Annotated in this window: 19 protein-coding genes and 1 pseudogene; 5 read left to right on the top strand and 15 right to left on the bottom strand. The window is 69.9% G+C overall.

Features of this window, described 5'->3' with window-relative positions; genetic code table 11:
- Nucleotides 1-68 precede the first annotated feature (68 nt).
- Together ABZ079_RS19835 and ABZ079_RS19840 are read right to left on the bottom strand one after the other, a co-directional pair.
- Nucleotides 69-989 (bottom strand): MurR/RpiR family transcriptional regulator, encoded by a 921-nt coding sequence (locus ABZ079_RS19835; protein WP_356940741.1) that lies wholly within the window; start codon nt 987-989, stop codon nt 69-71.
- Nucleotides 986-1,357: pseudogene (locus ABZ079_RS19840) on the bottom strand (histidine ammonia-lyase); the annotation flags it as partial. The gene ABZ079_RS19835 and the pseudogene ABZ079_RS19840, both read right to left, overlap by 4 nt.
- 383 nt (nt 1,358-1,740) lie before the next feature.
- Here ABZ079_RS19840 and ABZ079_RS19845 point away from each other — a divergent pair.
- Complete coding sequence (locus ABZ079_RS19845; protein WP_356940742.1) at nt 1,741-2,190, top strand: hypothetical protein; 450 nt, start codon at nt 1,741-1,743, stop codon at nt 2,188-2,190.
- Between the two features lie 72 nt (nt 2,191-2,262).
- On the opposite strand, the gene ABZ079_RS19850 is transcribed toward ABZ079_RS19845, so the two are convergent.
- Nucleotides 2,263-3,024, bottom strand: coding sequence for an SDR family oxidoreductase (locus tag ABZ079_RS19850; protein ID WP_356940743.1), 762 nt, complete (start codon nt 3,022-3,024; stop codon nt 2,263-2,265).
- Between the two features lie 151 nt (nt 3,025-3,175).
- Between ABZ079_RS19850 and ABZ079_RS19855 the strand changes: the two genes are divergently transcribed.
- Nucleotides 3,176-4,027 (top strand): helix-turn-helix transcriptional regulator, encoded by an 852-nt coding sequence (locus tag ABZ079_RS19855; protein ID WP_356940744.1) that lies wholly within the window; start codon nt 3,176-3,178, stop codon nt 4,025-4,027.
- A 19-nt stretch (nt 4,028-4,046) separates the two neighbouring features.
- Here the strand turns inward: ABZ079_RS19855 and glmS are convergent, their stop codons facing one another.
- Nucleotides 4,047-5,894, bottom strand: a complete 1,848-nt coding sequence (gene glmS, locus ABZ079_RS19860; protein ID WP_356940745.1) for a glutamine--fructose-6-phosphate transaminase (isomerizing) — start codon at nt 5,892-5,894, stop codon at nt 4,047-4,049.
- A gap of 471 nt (nt 5,895-6,365) precedes the next feature.
- On the opposite strand from glmS, the gene coaA reads away from it, so the two are divergent.
- Nucleotides 6,366-7,355: a type I pantothenate kinase gene (coaA, locus tag ABZ079_RS19865; protein ID WP_356940746.1), complete on the top strand. Its 990-nt coding sequence runs from the start codon at nt 6,366-6,368 to the stop codon at nt 7,353-7,355.
- Between the two features lie 31 nt (nt 7,356-7,386).
- A complete protein-coding gene (locus ABZ079_RS19870) occupies nt 7,387-8,319 on the top strand; it encodes a DUF389 domain-containing protein (RefSeq protein WP_356940747.1) in 933 nt (310 codons plus the stop codon).
- A gap of 131 nt (nt 8,320-8,450) precedes the next feature.
- Here ABZ079_RS19870 and glmM read toward each other — a convergent pair whose 3' ends face one another.
- The 3 genes from glmM to rplM form a co-directional block, all read right to left on the bottom strand.
- Entirely contained in the window at nt 8,451-9,809 is a 1,359-nt protein-coding gene (glmM, locus tag ABZ079_RS19875; protein WP_356940748.1) for a phosphoglucosamine mutase, read from the bottom strand.
- A 184-nt stretch (nt 9,810-9,993) separates the two neighbouring features.
- Nucleotides 9,994-10,506, bottom strand: coding sequence for a 30S ribosomal protein S9 (rpsI, locus tag ABZ079_RS19880; protein ID WP_004927169.1), 513 nt, complete (start codon nt 10,504-10,506; stop codon nt 9,994-9,996).
- Between the two features lie 42 nt (nt 10,507-10,548).
- The gene (gene rplM / locus ABZ079_RS19885) at nt 10,549-10,992 is read right to left on the bottom strand and encodes a 50S ribosomal protein L13 (RefSeq protein WP_014674395.1); all 444 of its coding nucleotides are present in this window, start codon (nt 10,990-10,992) and stop codon (nt 10,549-10,551) included.
- Nucleotides 10,993-11,279: 287 nt separating this feature from the next.
- On the opposite strand from rplM, the gene ABZ079_RS19890 reads away from it, so the two are divergent.
- On the top strand, nt 11,280-12,155 hold the full coding sequence (locus ABZ079_RS19890) for a hypothetical protein (RefSeq protein ID WP_356940749.1): 876 nt from the start codon (nt 11,280-11,282) through the stop codon (nt 12,153-12,155).
- A gap of 1 nt (nt 12,156) precedes the next feature.
- On the opposite strand, the gene truA is transcribed toward ABZ079_RS19890, so the two are convergent.
- The 8 genes from truA to map form a co-directional block, all read right to left on the bottom strand.
- Nucleotides 12,157-13,008 carry a tRNA pseudouridine(38-40) synthase TruA gene (gene truA / locus ABZ079_RS19895; RefSeq protein ID WP_356940750.1) on the bottom strand — a complete coding sequence of 284 codons (852 nt, stop codon included), beginning with the start codon at nt 13,006-13,008 and terminating at the stop codon, nt 12,157-12,159.
- A gap of 106 nt (nt 13,009-13,114) precedes the next feature.
- Nucleotides 13,115-13,606, bottom strand: a complete 492-nt coding sequence (gene rplQ, locus ABZ079_RS19900; RefSeq protein WP_356940751.1) for a 50S ribosomal protein L17 — start codon at nt 13,604-13,606, stop codon at nt 13,115-13,117.
- Between the two features lie 160 nt (nt 13,607-13,766).
- A complete protein-coding gene (locus ABZ079_RS19905) occupies nt 13,767-14,789 on the bottom strand; it encodes a DNA-directed RNA polymerase subunit alpha (protein WP_003966937.1) in 1,023 nt (340 codons plus the stop codon).
- A gap of 146 nt (nt 14,790-14,935) precedes the next feature.
- Nucleotides 14,936-15,340, bottom strand: coding sequence for a 30S ribosomal protein S11 (rpsK, locus tag ABZ079_RS19910; RefSeq protein ID WP_003956432.1), 405 nt, complete (start codon nt 15,338-15,340; stop codon nt 14,936-14,938).
- A gap of 65 nt (nt 15,341-15,405) precedes the next feature.
- Nucleotides 15,406-15,786, bottom strand: coding sequence for a 30S ribosomal protein S13 (rpsM, locus tag ABZ079_RS19915; RefSeq protein ID WP_067240336.1), 381 nt, complete (start codon nt 15,784-15,786; stop codon nt 15,406-15,408).
- Nucleotides 15,787-15,976: 190 nt separating this feature from the next.
- Nucleotides 15,977-16,090: a 50S ribosomal protein L36 gene (rpmJ, locus tag ABZ079_RS19920; RefSeq protein ID WP_003998809.1), complete on the bottom strand. Its 114-nt coding sequence runs from the start codon at nt 16,088-16,090 to the stop codon at nt 15,977-15,979.
- 60 nt (nt 16,091-16,150) lie between these two features.
- Complete coding sequence (gene infA / locus ABZ079_RS19925; protein ID WP_003948620.1) at nt 16,151-16,372, bottom strand: translation initiation factor IF-1; 222 nt, start codon at nt 16,370-16,372, stop codon at nt 16,151-16,153.
- Nucleotides 16,373-16,534: 162 nt separating this feature from the next.
- On the bottom strand, nt 16,535-17,371 hold the full coding sequence (gene map, locus ABZ079_RS19930) for a type I methionyl aminopeptidase (protein ID WP_356940752.1): 837 nt from the start codon (nt 17,369-17,371) through the stop codon (nt 16,535-16,537).
- Nucleotides 17,372-17,428 lie beyond the last annotated feature (57 nt).

Raw genomic sequence — 17,428 nt, forward strand, 5'->3', positions numbered from 1 at the left:
CGCCTGTGTCTCGTAGGAAGGCTAATAGCAGAACGCGAGACGAATCTGAGAGCCCGCCGGGGACAAGGTCACTCCACGAACAGCCCGCGGGCCGCCGCCTGCGCGTCGAACTCCTCCAACCGGGCCTGCGCGTCCGGCAGATCGTCGCAGAGCGCCTCCAGCAGCACCCGGCCCAGCAGCATCGGCGCGCACGCCGTGTCGAAGGCGAGCCCGGTGCCGACGGCGGCGGGCAGCAGCAGGTCGGAGTACTTGGCGACCGGCGCGAAGGCGGAGTCGGCGACCGTGACGACGGTCAGACCCGCCTCCTTGGCGTAGGCCAGGGTGTCGACGACCTCGCGCGGATGCCGGGGCAGCGCGAAACACAGCAGGGCCGTGGCGCCCGCACGGACGGCCGCGTCGATGCGGTCGTGGATCATCGTGCCGCCCTCGTGGAGCAGCCGGACGTCCGGGTGGACCTTGGCGGCGAAGTACGCGAAGCCGTACGCCTGCGAGGCGGCGGCGCGCAGCCCGAGTACCGGCAGCGGCCGGGAGGCGGCCAGGATCCGGCCGGCCTTCTGCACCGGGCGGGGGTCGGCGAGCAGTTCGGCGAGGTGCCTGAGGTTCTCGATCTCGGCCTCGACGGCCTGCTGGTACTCGTTGTACGAGCCCGCCTCGGCGGCCGGTTCGGCGGGCACGACCTCGCGCAGATGCCTGCGCAGGGCGGGGTAGCCGTCGAAGCCGAGCGCGACCGCGAACCGGGTCACCGACGGCTGGCTGACACCCGCCAGCTCGGCCAGCTCCACGCTGGACAGGAAGGCCACGTCGGCGGCCCGCCGCACCATGCTGTGCGCGATGCGCCGCTGGGTGGGCGTGAGCCGGTGCCCCTCGAAGAGGGCCTGCAGCCGGGTGGCCGGGCTGTCCGTCACACCGGACGGCCCACCGGACGTCACCCCGGCCGGCCCACCGCTGGTCACCCCGGGCGTCGCTCCGGTGCTGCTGTCCGCGCTCATGACGTGCTCCCCCTCCAGATGTCCGTGAACCGGTCGAGCGGTGCGGCCGCCACCGTCACATCGTCCGTACGCGGCCGGTCGGCCGATTCGGCGTCGAGGACCGACTCGGCGAGCGCGAACGCCCGTCCGGACGGCAGCCCCGGGCCGGGCCGCGGATCGCGCCGGCGCGGCCCCCGGACGGCGGCGACGAGTTCGCAGCCGACCACCAGACGGTACGCACCGCACGCGCGCAGGGTCTGCCGCGCGGTGAGCGAGGCGAAACCCGCCTGTTCCTCGACGCCCCGGGAGAGTACAGCGTGGCCGAGCGAGGCGGGGGCCGGGAAGGCCCGCGGATCGCCGAGGGCCGCCCCGGCCAGCAGGCGCAAGCCGTGTCCGGCGGCGGCCTCGGTGGGCACGTGCGAGGCGACCCCGTCGGCGAGCCGTACGGCGTCCTCGACGGCGGGTCCGTCCCCGTCGAGGACGATCGTCGCGGACCGCACGGCCTCCGGAGCGTCCATGACGGGAGACGACATCACGCCCAAACTCCCCTCGACCCGGACATCCGATCTTGCTCTGGGGTCATCGGTCACCTCGGATCGAGACCGAGCACCGGCAACCTATTCAGACACCAAGAACTCTGCATGAGGTTATACAACCGGGCAAGGGGCATCTCACGACCACCCCGCGGGCGCTGACCCACTGGGCGGCAACGGCACGAACAGGGGGGCTGTCCCCAGTGTGGAGGGCGTGAGCGCTCCCTAGGGTGGATCACATGAGCGCACTGGACCCGCGGAACGTCGGCCTCGAGCAGGATCCGGATCTGCGGAAGGACCTCGACGCCACCGTACGGGCACGCAGGGAGCTGGGCGAGGAGTACGACTCCGCGCTGGTGGACTCGTTCCTGGAGAAGGTCGGGCAGCGGATCGACGACGTGGTGGACCTTCGGGCACGGCGGTACCTGGCCGAGCAGCAGATGGCGGCGGTCCGCGGGACCCGGCGGCCGAAACCGGCCGACTCCTGGGCCGAACGCTATGGCTTCGCGCTGATCACGCTGGTCCTGGCGATCCCGCTGTCCGCGATCGCCGGCGCCCTCGCCGGGATGTCCGGGATGGTGGCCACCTGGGTCGGCATCGTCGGCGTCAACGCGGTGCAGGCCGTGCGGCTCGACCCGGAACTCCTCACCGGCCGGCGCGGCCGGGACCGGTCCACCCCGGACGACTGACCGGCCCGTCCAGGGCGGCCGACCGGACCGGCGGCCGCCGGCGGTACCTCGGTCCGCCCGGTGGCCGCGGCCTCACGCCTGCCGGGTCGGCAGCACGATCATCTGGCGGAGGTTGACGTGCCGGGGCCGGCTGGCGGCGTAGGCGACGACATCCGCGACATCCGCCGCCCCGAGCGCCCCGATCGCCTCGAACATGCCGTCCAGCTGACCGGACAGCTCGGCGCTGTCGACGTGCGTCTTCAGCTCGGTCTCCGTCAGCCCCGGCTCGATGTTGGTGACCCGCACGTCGCGCGGCCCGAACTCGGTGCGCAGGGACTGCGACAGATAGGTCACGGCCGCCTTGGTCGCCCCGTACACCGCGTAGTTGGGGAAGGGGACGTGGGCGCCGATGGAGGAGACGTTGACCAGGTCGGCGGTGCGGCCCTCGGCGCCGGCGGCCACCAGGTCGGCGGCGAAGGCACGGATGATCCGCAGCACACCGGCGACGTTGGTGTCGAGCATCCGCTGCCATTCGTCGAACCGTCCTTCGTCGATCGGGTTCGGCAGCATGACACCGGCGTTGTTGACGACCAGGTCGACGGCTCCGAACGTCTCGTGCACCAGATGCCGGGCGGCCTCGACGGACGCGTCGTCGGTGACGTCGGCGGCCACGGCGAGCGCCTGGCCCCCGCCGGCCCGGATCCTCTGCACCAGCGCCTGGAGCCGGTCCGCGCGCCGGGCGAGCAGCGCCACGCGGGCGCCCGCGGCGGCGAGCTGCAGGGCGACGGCCTCGCCGATGCCGCTGGCGGCTCCGGTGACGACGGCGGTACGGCCGGACAGGTTCTCGTACGACATGGGTGTTCCCCCTGGCTCAGTGCCCTGCCGAGGCGTCTCCCCGGCGGCTGGCACCAGCCTCGCCGCATCCGGCGGCCGTACCCAGGGATGCGCTTGTCCTGGGTCTGGCAGTACCAGGTTGGCGCGCCGCCGCTGCCCTACGATCTCAGGCATGAACGGGGAACGGCGGGACGGGCGGGAAGGAGAGGTGGGCGATTTCCTGCGCTCGCGGCGCGCCCGCATCCAGCCCGAGGACGTGGGGCTGCCCTCGCACGGGCGGCGCCGCGTGCCGGGCCTGCGCCGCGAGGAGGTGGCCCAGCTCGCCGGGGTGAGCGTGGACTACTACATCCGGCTGGAGCAGGGCCGGGGGGCGAGCGTGAGCGACGCCGTCCTGGACGCGATCGCGCGGGTGCTGCGGCTGGACGAGACCGAACACGCCTACCTGCGGACGGTCGCCCGCCCGCCCCGCCGGCCGCGCAAGCGGCCCGCGCCCCGCGTCCGCCCCGGCATCCGGACACTGCTGGACGGCATGGAGCGCAGCCCGGCGTTCGTCCTGGGCCGCCGCATGGACGTCCTGGCGTGGAACGCGCTCGGCGACGCGGTGAACGGCTTCAGCCGGATGGCACCGGCCGAGCGGAACGTCCCCCGGCAGGTCTTCCTCGACCCGGCGGGCCGGGACCTCTACCCGGAGTGGGCAGCGGTGGCCGCCCAGACGGTCGCCCACCTGCGCCTGAACGCGGGCCGGTACGCCGACGACACCGAACTGTGCGCGCTGGTGGGCGAACTGTCGCTGAAGAGCGAGGACTTCCGCCGACTGTGGGCGGACCACGAGGTCAGGGAGTGCGCGTACGGCGTGAAGAAGGTACGCCACCCGGTGGCCGGCCTGCTGACCCTGCCGTACGAGACCCTGACGGTCCCGGCGGACCCGGAACAGACGATCGTGGTGTACACGCCGGAGCCGGGCTCGGAGACCGCGGAACGCCTCGGTCTGCTGGGCAGTTGGGAGTCGAGCACCGCCCGCTGAGCGGTGCCCGGCACCCACCTCACTCCACCGTCACGGACTTCGCCAGGTTGCGCGGCTGGTCCACCTCGTTGCCCCGGGCGGTGGCCAGTTCGCACGCGAAGACCTGCAACGGCACCGTGGCCACCAGCGGCTGCAGCAGCGTCGGCGTCGCGGGGATGCGGATCAGGTGGTCGGCGTACGGGACCACCGCCTCGTCCCCCTCCTCCGCGATCACGATCGTCCGCGCCCCCCGCGCCCGGATCTCCTGGATATTGGAGACGATCTTGTCGTGCAGGACGGACCGGCCACGTGGCGACGGTACGACCACCACCACCGGCAGATCCTCCTCGATCAGCGCGATCGGCCCGTGCTTCAGCTCGCCCGCCGCGAAGCCCTCGGCGTGCATGTAGGCCAGTTCCTTGAGCTTCAGGGCGCCTTCGAGGGCGACCGGGTAGCCCACGTGCCGGCCCAGGAACAGCACGGTGTTCTTGGTGGCCAGGGTGCGGGCCAGGGCCCGTACCGGCTCCATCGTCTCCAGGACCCGCTCGACCTCCTCCGAGATCCGGGACAGGTCCCTGATGACGGCCTGGATCTCGTCCCCCCACTTGGTGCCCCGCACCTGGCCCAAATACAGGGCCACCAGATAGCAGGCCACCAGCTGGGTCAGGAACGCCTTCGTGGAGGCGACGGCGACCTCCGGGCCGGCGTGCGTGTACAGCACCGCGTCCGACTCGCGGGGGATCGTCGAACCGTTGGTGTTGCAGATCGCCAGCACCTTGGAGCCCTGCTCGCGGGCGTGCCGGAGGGCCATGAGGGTGTCCATGGTCTCGCCGGACTGGGAGATGGCGATGACAAGGGAGCGCCCGTCCAGGATCGGGTCCCGGTAGCGGAACTCGCTCGCCAGCTCCACCTCGCACGGGATGCGCGTCCAGTGCTCGATGGCGTACTTGGCGATCAGACCGGCGTGGAAGGCCGTACCGCAGGCGACGATGACGACCTTGTCGACCTCGCGCAGCTCGGACGGGCTGATCCGGACCTCGTCCAGGGTCAGCGAGCCGGACGGGTCGATGCGCCCGAGCAGCGTATCGGCGACCGCCTTGGGCTGCTCGGCGATCTCCTTGAGCATGAAGTAGTCATAGCCGCCCTTTTCCGCGGCGGAGGCGTCCCAGTCCACGTGGTAGGAGCGGACCTCGGCCGGGCGGCCGTCGAAGCCGGTCACCGTGACGCCGTCGCGGCGCAGCTCCACCACCTGGTCCTGGCCCAGCTCGATCGCCGACCGCGTGTGGGCGATGAACGCGGCGACGTCGGAGGCCAGGAACGCCTCCCCCTCCCCCACGCCCACCACGAGCGGGGAGTTCCGCCGTGCGCCGACGACCACCCCCGGATCGTCGGCGTGCACCGCGACCAGCGTGAACGCGCCCTCCAGCCGCCGGCACACCAGCCGCATCGCCTCCGCGAGGTCGGCGGTCACCGAGAACTCCTCGGCCAGCAGGTGGGCGACCACCTCCGTGTCCGTCTCGGAGGTCAGCTCATGACCCCGCTCGGCCAGCTCGGCCCGCAGCACCGCGAAGTTCTCGATGATGCCGTTGTGGACCACCGCGACCCGGCCGGCGTTGTCCAGGTGCGGGTGCGCGTTCGCGTCCGTGGGACCGCCGTGCGTGGCCCAGCGCGTGTGGCCGATGCCCGTCGGACCCGTCGGCAGCGGCCGCTCGACCAGTTCCTTCTCGAGGTTGACCAGCTTCCCGGCCTTCTTCGCGGTGGCCAGCCCGCCGTCCGCGAGCACGGCGACACCCGCCGAGTCGTACCCCCGGTACTCCAGCCGCTTGAGCCCGGCCATCACGACATCGAGCGCCGGCTGCGGCCCTACGTATCCCACGATTCCGCACATGGGCGGCAGCCTACGGCTCGGGAACGTCCCGAACCGGCCTCCGCCTGCCCGAAATCGGAAATTCCCACCGTCGTACGAAGGGTCCCGCGCGCAGGCACCGGTGCGAGGACCGGTCGGGGAGATGAGGGTGGCCAGGCGGCACCGCGCGCCGTACGGCGCCGCGTAGGAGGAGGACTTCGGCCTGAGCGGGCTGACCGGATCCTCTGTTGCGGCTGCGGGCCGCGCCCGGCCCCCCGGGCCCCGCCCGCCCGCGCCGCAGAGGGAGGCAGGGGCATACGGCTCCTGCTGGACTCCGCCCGGCCCGACGCCGCGCGAGATCGGCCCCGGCTGGACGGCACCAGCCGGGGCGACGGCACGAGGACCACGGCACCGACCGCTTGGCGAGGCTGGTGCGACCGGAGTGACCGGCGGGGGCCGGGTGCGTGACGGACCCCACCCGCCGGTCCGTTCGAACTCCGTTAACAATGGACTGTGATCTCACCGGTCTCCTCGATGCCCCGGAGCGCCCACCGGCACAAGCCGGAGGCGACTCCCTACGTCGACCTCACCCGCGCCGAGTGGAGCGCGCTGCGCGACAAGACTCCGCTGCCGCTCACGGCCGAGGAGGTGGAGAAGCTCCGCGGTCTCGGTGACGTCATCGACCTCGACGAGGTACGGGACATCTACCTCCCGCTCTCCCGGCTCCTCAACCTCTACGTCGGCGCCACGGACGGCCTGAGAGGCGCGCTGAACACCTTCCTCGGCGAGCAGGGCTCCCAGTCCGGCACCCCGTTCGTCATAGGGGTCGCCGGATCGGTCGCCGTAGGGAAGTCCACCGTGGCCCGCCTGCTCCAGGCCCTGCTCTCCCGCTGGCCCGAACACCCGCATGTGGAACTGGTCACCACGGACGGCTTCCTGCTCCCCACCAGAGAGCTGGAGGCCCGGGGCCTGATGTCGCGGAAAGGGTTCCCCGAGTCCTACGACCGCCGGGCCCTCACCCGCTTCGTCGCCGACATCAAGGCCGGCAAGGCCGAGGTGACGGCCCCCGTCTACTCCCACCTGATCTACGACATCGTCCCCGACCAGCGGCTCACCGTCCGCCGTCCGGACATCCTGATCGTCGAGGGCCTGAACGTCCTCCAGCCCGCCCTGCCCGGCAAGGACGGCCGCACCCGGGTCGGTCTCGCCGACTACTTCGACTTCAGCGTGTACGTCGACGCGAGCGTCGAGGACATCGAACGCTGGTACCTCAACCGCTTCAAGAAGCTGCGTCAGACGGCCTTCCAGAACCCGAACTCCTACTTCCGCAAGTACACCCAGGTCTCCGAGGAAGAAGCCCTCGACTACGCCCGCACGCTGTGGCGGGCGATCAACAAGCCCAACCTGGTCGAGAACATCGCCCCCACCCGCGGCCGCGCCACCCTCATCGTGCGCAAGGGCCAGGACCACAAGGTGCAGCGCCTGCGACTGCGCAAGCTGTGAGGTGTCCTGCCGGGCCTGTTAGAAAGGCGCCATGCTGCATCTGCGCCTGATCACCCCGGCCGAGTCGACGGACGAGGTGGTGCGGCTGATCGAGAAGACGGTCGGCACCACCCACCTCGTGGTCCTGCCGGGAGCCGCCCGCAATCCCGCCGGGGACGTGGTGATGTGCGACGTGGCGCGCGAGGCGGGCGACGAACTCCTCACCTCGCTGCGCAAGCTGGGCCTGGACAGGACCGGGTCCATCGCGGTGGAGAACATCGACCTCTCCCTGTCCCGGCGGGCGGACAAGGCGGAGGAGGAGGCTCCGGGCGAGGGCGCGGACGCGGTGCTGTGGGAGGGCCTGACCGACGCGACCCATGAGGAGTCGACGCTGTCGGTCACCTATGTCGCGTTCATCACGCTGGCCACGATGATCGCGGCGTGCGGTGTGGTGCTGGACAACGCCATCCTCGTCGTCGGCGCGATGGCGGTGGGACCGGAGTTCGGTCCGCTGGCCGGGTTCTGCACGGCCCTGGTGCGGCGTCACCCGCGACTGGCCCTGCGCTCACTGATCGCGCTGCTGGTGGGCTTCGCGCTGGCGATGGCGGTGACGGTGGGCTTCAGCCTGTTCATGGACGCCCTCGGCCTGTTCCACGAGTCCGACCTGGAGGGCGAACGCCCCAACACGGCGTTCGTCTACGCCCCCGACGCCTTCTCGTTCATCGTCGCGGTCCTGGCCGGCATCGCCGGCACCCTCTCCCTGACCTCCGCGAAGTCGGGCGCGCTGGTGGGCGTGGCCATCTCGGTGACAACGGTCCCGGCCGCGGCCAACGCGGCGGTGGCCCTCGCCTATGGCGACACGTCCCAGACGATCGGCTCGACGAACCAGCTCCTGCTGAACCTCTTGGGCATCGTCCTGGCAGGCACCTTCACACTCCTGGCCCAGAGGTGGTTCTGGGCCAGGCAGAGGGAACATCTCCACTAGGGCGGCGCAGCCGACCCAGGGGCGCGGGGAACTGCGCGACGAGCCACGACGAACCCGAAGCCCGCAGCCCGCAGCCCGGAGCCCGCAGCCCGCAGCCCGCAAGCGGTAGCCACGGCACCCCGGACGCGGGACTATCCCAACGCCGACTTCACGGCATCGGCGAGCCGCCCGGCAACAGACCGGGCCTGATCGATGTCCGCGGCTTCCACCATCACCCGGACCAGAGGCTCGGTTCCCGAAGGCCGCAGCAGCACCCGCCCCGTCTCCCCCAGCTCCCGCTCCGCCTCGGCAACGGCGGCGGCCAGGTCGGCAGAGGTCTTCACCCGCGACTTGTCCACGTCCGGCACATTGATCAGCACCTGCGGCAGCCGCTCCATGACGGAGGCCAGTTCCCGCAGCGTACGGCCGGTCTCGGCGACCCGAGCGGCCAGCAGCAGCCCGGTCAGCGTGCCGTCACCGGTCGTCGCGTGGTCGAGGATGATCACGTGCCCGGACTGCTCGCCGCCCAGGGCGAACCCGTGCTCCTTCATCTCCTCCAGCACGTAACGGTCGCCGACGGCCGTCTGCACGAGCCGGATGCCCGCACGCTCCATCGCCAGCTTGAAGCCCAGGTTGGACATCACCGTGGCGACCACCGTGTCGGCCCGCAGAGCGGAGTGCTCCCGCATCGCCAGCGCGAGCACGGAGAGGATCTGGTCGCCGTCGACCTCCTCACCGGTGTGGTCCACGGCCAGGCAGCGGTCGGCGTCACCGTCGTGCGCGATGCCGAGGTGCGCACCGTGCTCGAGGACGGCGGCCTTCAGCTTGCCCAGGTGGGTCGAGCCGCAGCCGTCGTTGATGTTGAGCCCGTTCGGCTCGGCACCGATCGTGACGACCTCGGCGCCCGCCCGGGCAAACGCCTCCGGCGAGACCACGGACGCCGCGCCGTGCGCTTCGTCCAGGACGATCCTCAGTCCGTCGAGCCGGTTGGGAAGCGCCGACAGGAGATGGGCGACGTACTGCTCGAAGCCCTCGTCGTACGACCGCACCCGGCCGACCCCGGCGCCCCTCGGCCGCTCCCAGGGCTCACCGTGCCGGTGCGACTCGTACACCGCCTCGATCCTGTCCTCCAGCTCGTCGGCGAGTTTGTGGCCGCCGCGGGCGAAGAACTTGATGCCGTTGTCCGGCATGGCGTTGTGACTGGCGGAGAGCATCACCCCCAGGTCGGCGCCGAGCGCGCCGGTGAGGTGCGCGACCGCCGGCGTCGGCAGCACACCGACGCGGAGCACGTCCACGCCCGCGCTGGCCAGGCCCGCGACCACGGCCGCCTCCAGGAACTCCCCGGACGCGCGCGGGTCCCGTCCGACCACCGCCGTCGGCCTGTGGCCCTCGAAGGTGCCCGCCTCGGCCAGCACATGCGCCGCCGCGACGGAGAGACCGAGCGCCATCTCGGCCGTCAGATCCGCGTTGGCGACACCGCGCACGCCGTCCGTGCCGAAGAGTCGTCCCACTTGTCCTCCAGAGGAAGCGTCACTGCATTGCTGCCGGAAATGATGGCAGGCGCCGTAACATCCGATCGCATAAGCCCTTGAGCGTCTTGTGTCGTTATACGCCCTTGGCCGGGATAAACGAACGCCCCGACGGCACATGTGGCGTGCCGCCGGGGCGTTCGGAGTACGAGCAGGCAGCTGCTGGTTAGCGCTTGCTGTACTGCGGAGCCTTGCGGGCCTTCTTCAGACCGGCCTTCTTGCGCTCGACCGCACGGTCGTCGCGCTTGAGGAAGCCGGCCTTCTTCAACGGGCCGCGGTTGTTGTCGACGTCGGCCTCGTTCAGGGCGCGGGCGACACCGAGACGGAGCGCACCGGCCTGACCGGAGACACCGCCACCCGCGATGCGGGCGATGACGTCGTAACGGCCTTCCAGCTCGAGCACCTTGAAGGGCTCGTTGACTTCCTGCTGGTGCACCTTGTTCGGGAAGTAGTCCTCGAGGGTGCGACCGTTGATCTTCCACTTGCCGGTGCCCGGGACGATCCGGACGCGGGCGATGGCGTTCTTGCGACGGCCCAGGCCGGCGGCCGGCTGCGGCTCGCCGAAGCGGGAGGCCATGGACTCCGAGGTGTACTCGCCCTCGACGGGGACCTCGGACTCGGTGGTGTAGCTGTCGATGTCAAGCTCTTCGAGCGGCTGCTCGGCAGTGGTCTCGGCCACGATTCTCCTCAGATTCTCTTCAGTCTTAGGGGGTGGCCGGACTTACTGCGCGACCTGGGTGATCTCGAACGGCACCGGCTGCTGGGCAGCGTGCGGGTGCTGGTCACCCTTGTAGACCTTCAGCTTCGAGAGCATCTGACGGCCCAGGGAGTTCTTGGGGAGCATGCCCTTGACGGCCTTCTCGATGGCCTTCTCGGGGTTCTTGTCGAGCAGCTCGTCGTAGCGGACGGAGCGCAGACCACCCGGGTAGCCGGAGTGGCGGTACGCCATCTTCTGGGTCCGCTTGTTGCCGGACAGGTGCACCTTGTCGGCGTTGATGATGATGACGAAGTCACCAGCGTCGACGTGCGGCGCGTAGATCGGCTTGTGCTTGCCCCGGAGAAGGGTGGCTGCGGTGGTGGCGAGACGGCCCAGGACAACGTCCTGAGCGTCGATGACGTGCCACTGGCGCGTCACATCGCCGGGCTTGGGGCTGTACGTACGCACGGTTCGTAGCCTTCGCTTCGAGTGAATGGTCCTAAACAAGGTCACCGAAACGATCACGACAGCCTTGACCGCACTGCGGTGACGCAACCGCGTGCTGATCGCTGGTCATCGGCCCGGTGGACCGGTGTAAGGGCCCGTCCCGTGAGAATGAGCAAGCCAATACACAACGAAGAAGCAGGTTACCGGTAGGCCCCCGTACGGGTCAAAACGAGGCATGCCGACGGACAAACACGGCATGCCGACGGACGCGCTCCAGCACCCCCCGGCCCCCGTCTAAGATGCGCCCCATGAGTTACGGGCAGGGGGGACCCCAGTCTCAGTGGGATCCCTGGAAACCGCATTCCCAGCAGCCATGGAGCAGCGGCGACGACGACGGGACTCCGGACTGGGCCGCGCTGGCGGAGGCCTCGGAGACCCGGAACAAGCGCCGCAGGCTCCTGTTCATCGGCGGCGGCGCGCTCGCCACGGTCGCGATCGGCACCGCCGTCGCGATGGCCGTCGTCTCCGCGAACAGCGACGACCCGCACGGCGGCCCCACCAATCTGCCCGCCAGCGCCTCCCTGCCCGGCTCGGCCGGCGCGACGCCGTCCTTCGCGCCCACCAGCGCCCCGCCACCGCTGGATCCGAAGGACTTCATTTCCAGCGCCAAGAAGGACACCGCGCCGCTCAGCCCCGACGCCCTCTTCCCGGGCACCCGGCTGACCATGGGCGACACGGTGTACAAGAAGGGCGCGACGGCCGACACCACAACCTGCGTCTCCGCCGCCGGCGGCAACCTGCCGAAGATCCTCACCGCGAACGGCTGCACCCGCGTGATCCGCGCGACCTACACCAACGGCGGCATCGCGTTCACCGTCGGCGTCGCCGTCTTCGACGACCAGGCACAGGCCGCGAAGGTCAGGAAGCAGGCCACCAAGAAGGCCATGGTGCGCTCCCTGCCGGGCAAGGGCGTCAAGGACTTCTGCAACGCCGCCATCTGCCTGACGACCACGAATGCCGTCGGCCGCTACGCCTACTTCACGACCGGCGGCTTCACCAGCGGCAAGAACGTCACCAACAAGGACGCGAAGGTCTTCGCCATCGGCAAGGACCTCCAGCAGTTCACCTTCGACCAGATCTACCGCCGCGGCCAGGCCCAGGCCTCCGCGGCAGCGAACCAGTAGCTCAGCAGCACCCCGCCGACGGCAGCGAGCGCTTGTTCCGCGCCTCCTTGTTGCGCGCGGCCAGCAGCTCGTCGGCGGGGTAGCCGACCTCCTCCAGGGTCAGCCCGTGCGGCCGTACGACGTGCACGGCGGAGTCCCGCACGCCGGCGGCCAGCACCTTTCCGGGCCACTCCGGCCCCCGGTGCCCGTCCCCGACGAAGAGCAGCGCGCCGATCAGCGAGCGCACCATGTTGTGACAGAACGCGTCCGCCCGGACCGTCGCCGTGACCACCCCGTCCGCGCCCCGCACGAGACTCAGCTCCTGCAGCGTGCGAATCGTGGTCGCGCCCTCCCGCTTCTTGCAGTAGGCGGCGAAGTCGTGCTCGCCGACCAGCGCCCCCGCGGCCTCGTTCATGGCGTCGACGTCCAGGGGCCAGTCGTGCCAGAGCACATGACCCCGCAGGAGCGGATCGACGCCCCCGGGGTTGTCCGTCACCCGGTACGCGTACCGGCGCCAGATCGCCGAGAACCGGGCGTTGAACCCCGCCGGAGCCTCGCTGAGCCGCCAGACCCGTACGTCCTTCGACAGCCGCCCGGCGAGCCGCTTCAGCAGCTTCTCGCGGTGCTCGGCCCACAGCTCCGCCGGCAGATCGACGTGCGCCACCTGCCCGCGCGCGTGTACGCCCGCGTCCGTCCGCCCGGCCACGGTCAGCTCGTACGTCTCCTTCGACCGGGTCACCGTTCGCAGGGCGTCCTCGATCTCCCCCTGCACGGTCCGCTTGCCGCCGGCCTGCTTGGCCCAGCCGTGGAAGTCGGTGCCGTCGTAGGAGAGGTCGAGGCGGATGCGTACGAATCCGGGCTGTACTTCACTCACAAACAGATCCTCTCAAGCTCTGACTCCTCCCCGGGCAGAGCCGTGTGAAAGCGTGAAAGCGGGCCCGCCCCGAAGGGCGAGCCCGCTTCCAGTGTCAGGCAGAGCCTCAGGCGTCCTTCGACTCCTCGGCCGGAGCCTCGGTCTCCTCGACCTGGGTCTCCTCGGCCTTGGCCTCCTCGGACTCCTTGACCGCACGCTTGGTGGCGGCCTCGGCCTCACCCACGGCCTTCTGCTGCACCGTCAGCGCCTCGACCAGCTCGATGACGGCCATGGGCGCGTTGTCGCCACGGCGGTTACCGATCTTGGTGATGCGGGTGTAGCCACCGGGGCGGTTCTCGTACCGCGGGCCGATCTCGGTGAAGAGCGTGTGGACGACGCTCTTGTCCGTGATGACCTGGAGCACCTGACGGCGGTTGTGAAGGTCGCCCTTCTTCGCCTTGGTGACCAGACGCTCGGCGTACGGGCGCAGGCGGCGCGCCTTCGCCTCGGTGGTGGTGATGCGGCCGTGCTCGAACAGCGACTTCGCGAGGTTCGCGAGGAGCAGCTTCTCGTGCGCGGCACTGCCGCCCAGACGGGCACCCTTGGCGGGCTTCGGCATGGTTCTTCTCCTGTGTGTCTGCCCCGGCCGTATCAGGTACCGGGGTCAGTATCCGAGCAGGCGGTCGCCTGTCGGAGACCCCGCGCCACAGGGGCGCGGGGAACTGCGCGACCAGCCGCAGCGGGTCCGCAGGGAAGGTCCGGCCGTCGGTCCCGAGCTCTTAGTACTGCTCGGTCTCGACGAAACCGGCGTCGGCGTCGTCATCGGCCCCGAAGGCGTCAGCCGCAGCCGTCGGGTCGAATCCGGGCGGGCTGTCCTTCAGGGCCAGGCCCATGCCGGCCAGCTTCGCCTTGACCTCGTCGATGGACTTCGCACCGAAGTTGCGGATGTCCAGGAGGTCGGCCTCGGAACGCGCGACCAGCTCACCCACGGAGTGGATGCCCTCACGCTTGAGGCAGTTGTAGGAGCGGACCGTGAGCTCCAGCTCCTCGATCGGCAGCGCGAGGTCGGCGGCCAGGGCGGCGTCCGTCGGCGACGGGCCCATGTCGATGCCCTCGGCGTCGATGTTCAGCTCGCGGGCGAGACCGAACAGCTCGACCAGCGTCTTGCCCGCGGAGGCCATGGCGTCACGCGGACGCATCGCCTGCTTGGTCTCGACGTCGACGATCAGCTTGTCGAAGTCGGTGCGCTGCTCGACACGCGTGGCCTCGACCTTGTACGTGACCTTCAGGACCGGCGAGTAGATCGAGTCGACCGGGATACGGCCGATCTCCTGACCCACCTGCTTGTTCTGCACGGCGGAGACGTAGCCGCGACCGCGCTCGACGGTCAGCTCCATCTCCAGCTTGCCCTTGCCGTTGAGCGTGGCGAGGACCAGGTCGGGGTTGTGCACCTCGACACCGGCCGGGGGCGCGATGTCGGCGGCGGTGACCAGACCCGGGCCCTGCTTGCGCAGGTACATCACGACCGGCTCGTCGTGCTCCGAGGAGACGACCAGCTGCTTGATGTTGAGGATCAGGTCGGTGACGTCCTCCTTGACACCCGGCACGGTGGTGAACTCGTGCAGGACGCCGTCGATGCGGATGCTGGTGACAGCAGCGCCGGGGATCGACGACAGGAGGGTACGGCGGAGGGAGTTGCCGAGGGTGTAGCCGAAGCCCGGCTCCAGCGGCTCGATCACGAACCGGGAGCGGAACTCGTCGACGACCTCTTCGGTCAACGAGGGACGCTGAGCGATCAGCATGTGTGGATCAGATCCTTCATTCGTGGACGCCCGCTATTTGACGCCCGACGGAAACCGCACCTGTGAAAAGCGCGGGTATTGCAAGGGTACGGGCGGCACGACCCTTTACGAAGCCGTACCGCCCGGACTCTTCACGCGACCGTGCGTCAGACGCGACGACGCTTCGGCGGACGGCAGCCGTTGTGCGGGGTCGGGGTGACGTCCTGGATGGAGCCGACCTCGAGGCCCGTGGCCTGCAGGGAGCGGATCGCGGTCTCACGACCGGAGCCCGGGCCCTTGACGAACACGTCGACCTTGCGCATGCCGTGCTCCTGGGCGCGGCGGGCAGCCGACTCGGCGGCCATCTGCGCGGCGAACGGCGTGGACTTCCGGGAGCCCTTGAAGCCGACGTGGCCGGCGGAGGCCCAGGAGATCACGTTGCCGGACGGGTCCGTGATCGAGACGATCGTGTTGTTGAACGTGCTCTTGATGTGCGCGTGGCCGTGAGCGACGTTCTTCTTTTCCTTGCGGCGCACCTTCTTGGCAGCGCCCTGACGTCCCTTGGGGGGCATCTACTAACTCCTACGGGAGGTGGTCGGTCCTACAGCGAAGACCGTGGACAGGTGTCCGCTGCGGACTACTTCTTGCCCGGCTTCTTCTTGCCGGCGATGGCGCGACGCGGGCCCTTGCGGGTGCGGGCGTTGGTGCTGGTGCGCTGACCGCGGACGGGCAGACCGCGACGGTGACGGAGACCCTGGTAGGTGCCGATCTCGACCTTGCGGCGGATGTCGGCCTGGATCTCGCGACGGAGGTCACCCTCGGTCTTGATGTTGTTGTCGACGTACTCGCGGATCGCGACCAGCTGCTCTTCGGTCAGGTCACGAACGCGGGTGTTCGGGTCGACGCCGGTCGCAGCCAGCGTCTCCTTCGAGAGGGTCCGGCCGATGCCGAACACGTAGGTGAGGGCGATCTCCACGCGCTTTTCGCGCGGGATGTCAACACCGGAAACGCGTGCCATTCAATGGCTCCTGGTGATCTTCGGAGGTCTTCCGCAGAACCGGCTCCCAGCCGCCGTATCAGGTACGAACTGGGTCCCCGGCCTCCGAACCGGGGGTGTCGAGCCATCTCGGACTCGGGCCCTGCGTATGAACATATTCAGCTTGCGTCGCGCGAATCTCTGCGATGGATACAGAGGGATCGGTCGTGCGTCAGCCCTGGCGCTGCTTGTGGCGCGGGTTCTCGCAGATGACCATGACCCGGCCGTGACGGCGGATCACCCTGCACTTGTCGCAGATCTTCTTGACGCTCGGCTTGACCTTCATTGGGTGAGGTTCTCCGGGTCAGTGCCATCGCTCCGGGCGGGCCCGGGGCGCGGGCAAGATCTACTTGTACCGGTAGACGATCCGGCCACGCGTCAGGTCGTACGGAGACAGCTCCACCACGACCCGGTCGTCAGGGAGGATGCGGATGTAGTGCATACGCATCTTGCCGCTGATGTGTGCCAGGACCTGGTGGCCGTTTTGGAGCTCGACCTTGAACATGGCGTTCGGCAGAGACTCGACGACAGTGCCCTCGATCTCGATGGCACCTTGCTTCTTGGCCACGCTTCGCCCTTCGAATCGACTACCTTGATCGACTCTCTCGCTTACCCCGGGAGGCAAGTGCGCGTGCATGCGGACATGCGGGTGCACGAGAGCCGACGAGTCAGTCTACGTCGGCGCACCCGGAAAGGCGAATCGAGGAAGCCTGCCCCACGCGGAGGGTGACTATGCGAGCGGGTCCGGTGCCGCGGTGACGCCGTACTCGGCCAGCTTCGCCTTGCCGCCGTCCGGGGCCGTAAGGACCAGGGGGCCCTCTTCGGTGAGCGCGATCGAGTGCTCCCAGTGGGAGGACCAGGTGCCGTCCGTGGTGATAACCGTCCAGTCGTCCTCGAGGACCTCGGTCCTCGGCGTGCCGAGGGACACCATGGGCTCGATCGCGAGGCAGAAGCCGGGGACCAGCTTGGGGCCCTTGCCGCGACGGCGGTCGACGTAGTTCAGCAGGTGCGGGTCCATGTGCATCTCGGTGCCGATGCCGTGGCCGCCGTAGTCCTCGATGATGCCGTAACGGCCGCCGCCGGGCTTCGGCTGGCGGCGGATGTACGTCTCGATGGCCCGCGAGATGTCGACGAGCCGGTTGCCCTGCTTCATGGCCGCGATGCCGGCCCACATCGACTCTTCCGTCACCCGGGACAGCTCGACCAGCTCCGGGGCGTGACCGGAGCCCACGAAGGCCGTGTAGGCGGCGTCGCCGTGCCAGCCGTCGACGATCGCGCCGCAGTCGATGGAGATGATGTCGCCGTCCTTGAGGACGACGTCCTCGGAGGGGATGCCGTGGACGACCACGTCGTTGACCGAGGTGCAGATCGTCGCCGGGAAGCCGCCGTAGCCCAGGAAGTTCGACTTGGCACCGTGCTCGGCGAGGACCTTGCGGGCGACCTCGTCCAGATCCTTGGTGGAGGCCCCGGGGACGGCGGCTTCGCGCGTGGCCGCGTGGATGGCGGCTACGACCAGGCCCGCCGCACGCATCTTGGCGATCTGCTCGGGGGTCTTGATCTGCACCATGGGGGCCTGCGCTCTCCGTCACTCACGTCGGCTGGTTACCTACACAACAGTACGGCC

Origin of the sequence: Streptomyces sp. NPDC006314 (assembly GCF_040613075.1) — a bacterium.
Classification (GTDB): domain Bacteria; phylum Actinomycetota; class Actinomycetes; order Streptomycetales; family Streptomycetaceae; genus Streptomyces.

What these genes read in the sequence shown, in the direction of transcription:
- ABZ079_RS19870 (WP_356940747.1), top strand. Translation starts at nt 7,387, where the DNA reads ATGCTGCATCTGCGCCTGATCACCCCGGCCGAGTCGACGGACGAGGTG.
- glmS (WP_356940745.1), bottom strand. Translation starts at nt 5,894, where the DNA reads ATGTGCGGAATCGTGGGATACGTAGGGCCGCAGCCGGCGCTCGATGTC.
- rpsK (WP_003956432.1), bottom strand. Translation starts at nt 15,340, where the DNA reads ATGCCCCCCAAGGGACGTCAGGGCGCTGCCAAGAAGGTGCGCCGCAAG.
- ABZ079_RS19905 (WP_003966937.1), bottom strand. Translation starts at nt 14,789, where the DNA reads ATGCTGATCGCTCAGCGTCCCTCGTTGACCGAAGAGGTCGTCGACGAG.
- ABZ079_RS19890 (WP_356940749.1), top strand. Translation starts at nt 11,280, where the DNA reads ATGAGTTACGGGCAGGGGGGACCCCAGTCTCAGTGGGATCCCTGGAAA.
- ABZ079_RS19855 (WP_356940744.1), top strand. Translation starts at nt 3,176, where the DNA reads ATGAACGGGGAACGGCGGGACGGGCGGGAAGGAGAGGTGGGCGATTTC.
- rplQ (WP_356940751.1), bottom strand. Translation starts at nt 13,606, where the DNA reads ATGCCGAAGCCCGCCAAGGGTGCCCGTCTGGGCGGCAGTGCCGCGCAC.
- map (WP_356940752.1), bottom strand. Translation starts at nt 17,371, where the DNA reads ATGGTGCAGATCAAGACCCCCGAGCAGATCGCCAAGATGCGTGCGGCG.
- ABZ079_RS19850 (WP_356940743.1), bottom strand. Translation starts at nt 3,024, where the DNA reads ATGTCGTACGAGAACCTGTCCGGCCGTACCGCCGTCGTCACCGGAGCC.
- ABZ079_RS19835 (WP_356940741.1), bottom strand. Translation starts at nt 989, where the DNA reads ATGAGCGCGGACAGCAGCACCGGAGCGACGCCCGGGGTGACCAGCGGT.
- rpsM (WP_067240336.1), bottom strand. Translation starts at nt 15,786, where the DNA reads ATGGCACGCGTTTCCGGTGTTGACATCCCGCGCGAAAAGCGCGTGGAG.
- rpmJ (WP_003998809.1), bottom strand. Translation starts at nt 16,090, where the DNA reads ATGAAGGTCAAGCCGAGCGTCAAGAAGATCTGCGACAAGTGCAGGGTG.
- ABZ079_RS19845 (WP_356940742.1), top strand. Translation starts at nt 1,741, where the DNA reads ATGAGCGCACTGGACCCGCGGAACGTCGGCCTCGAGCAGGATCCGGAT.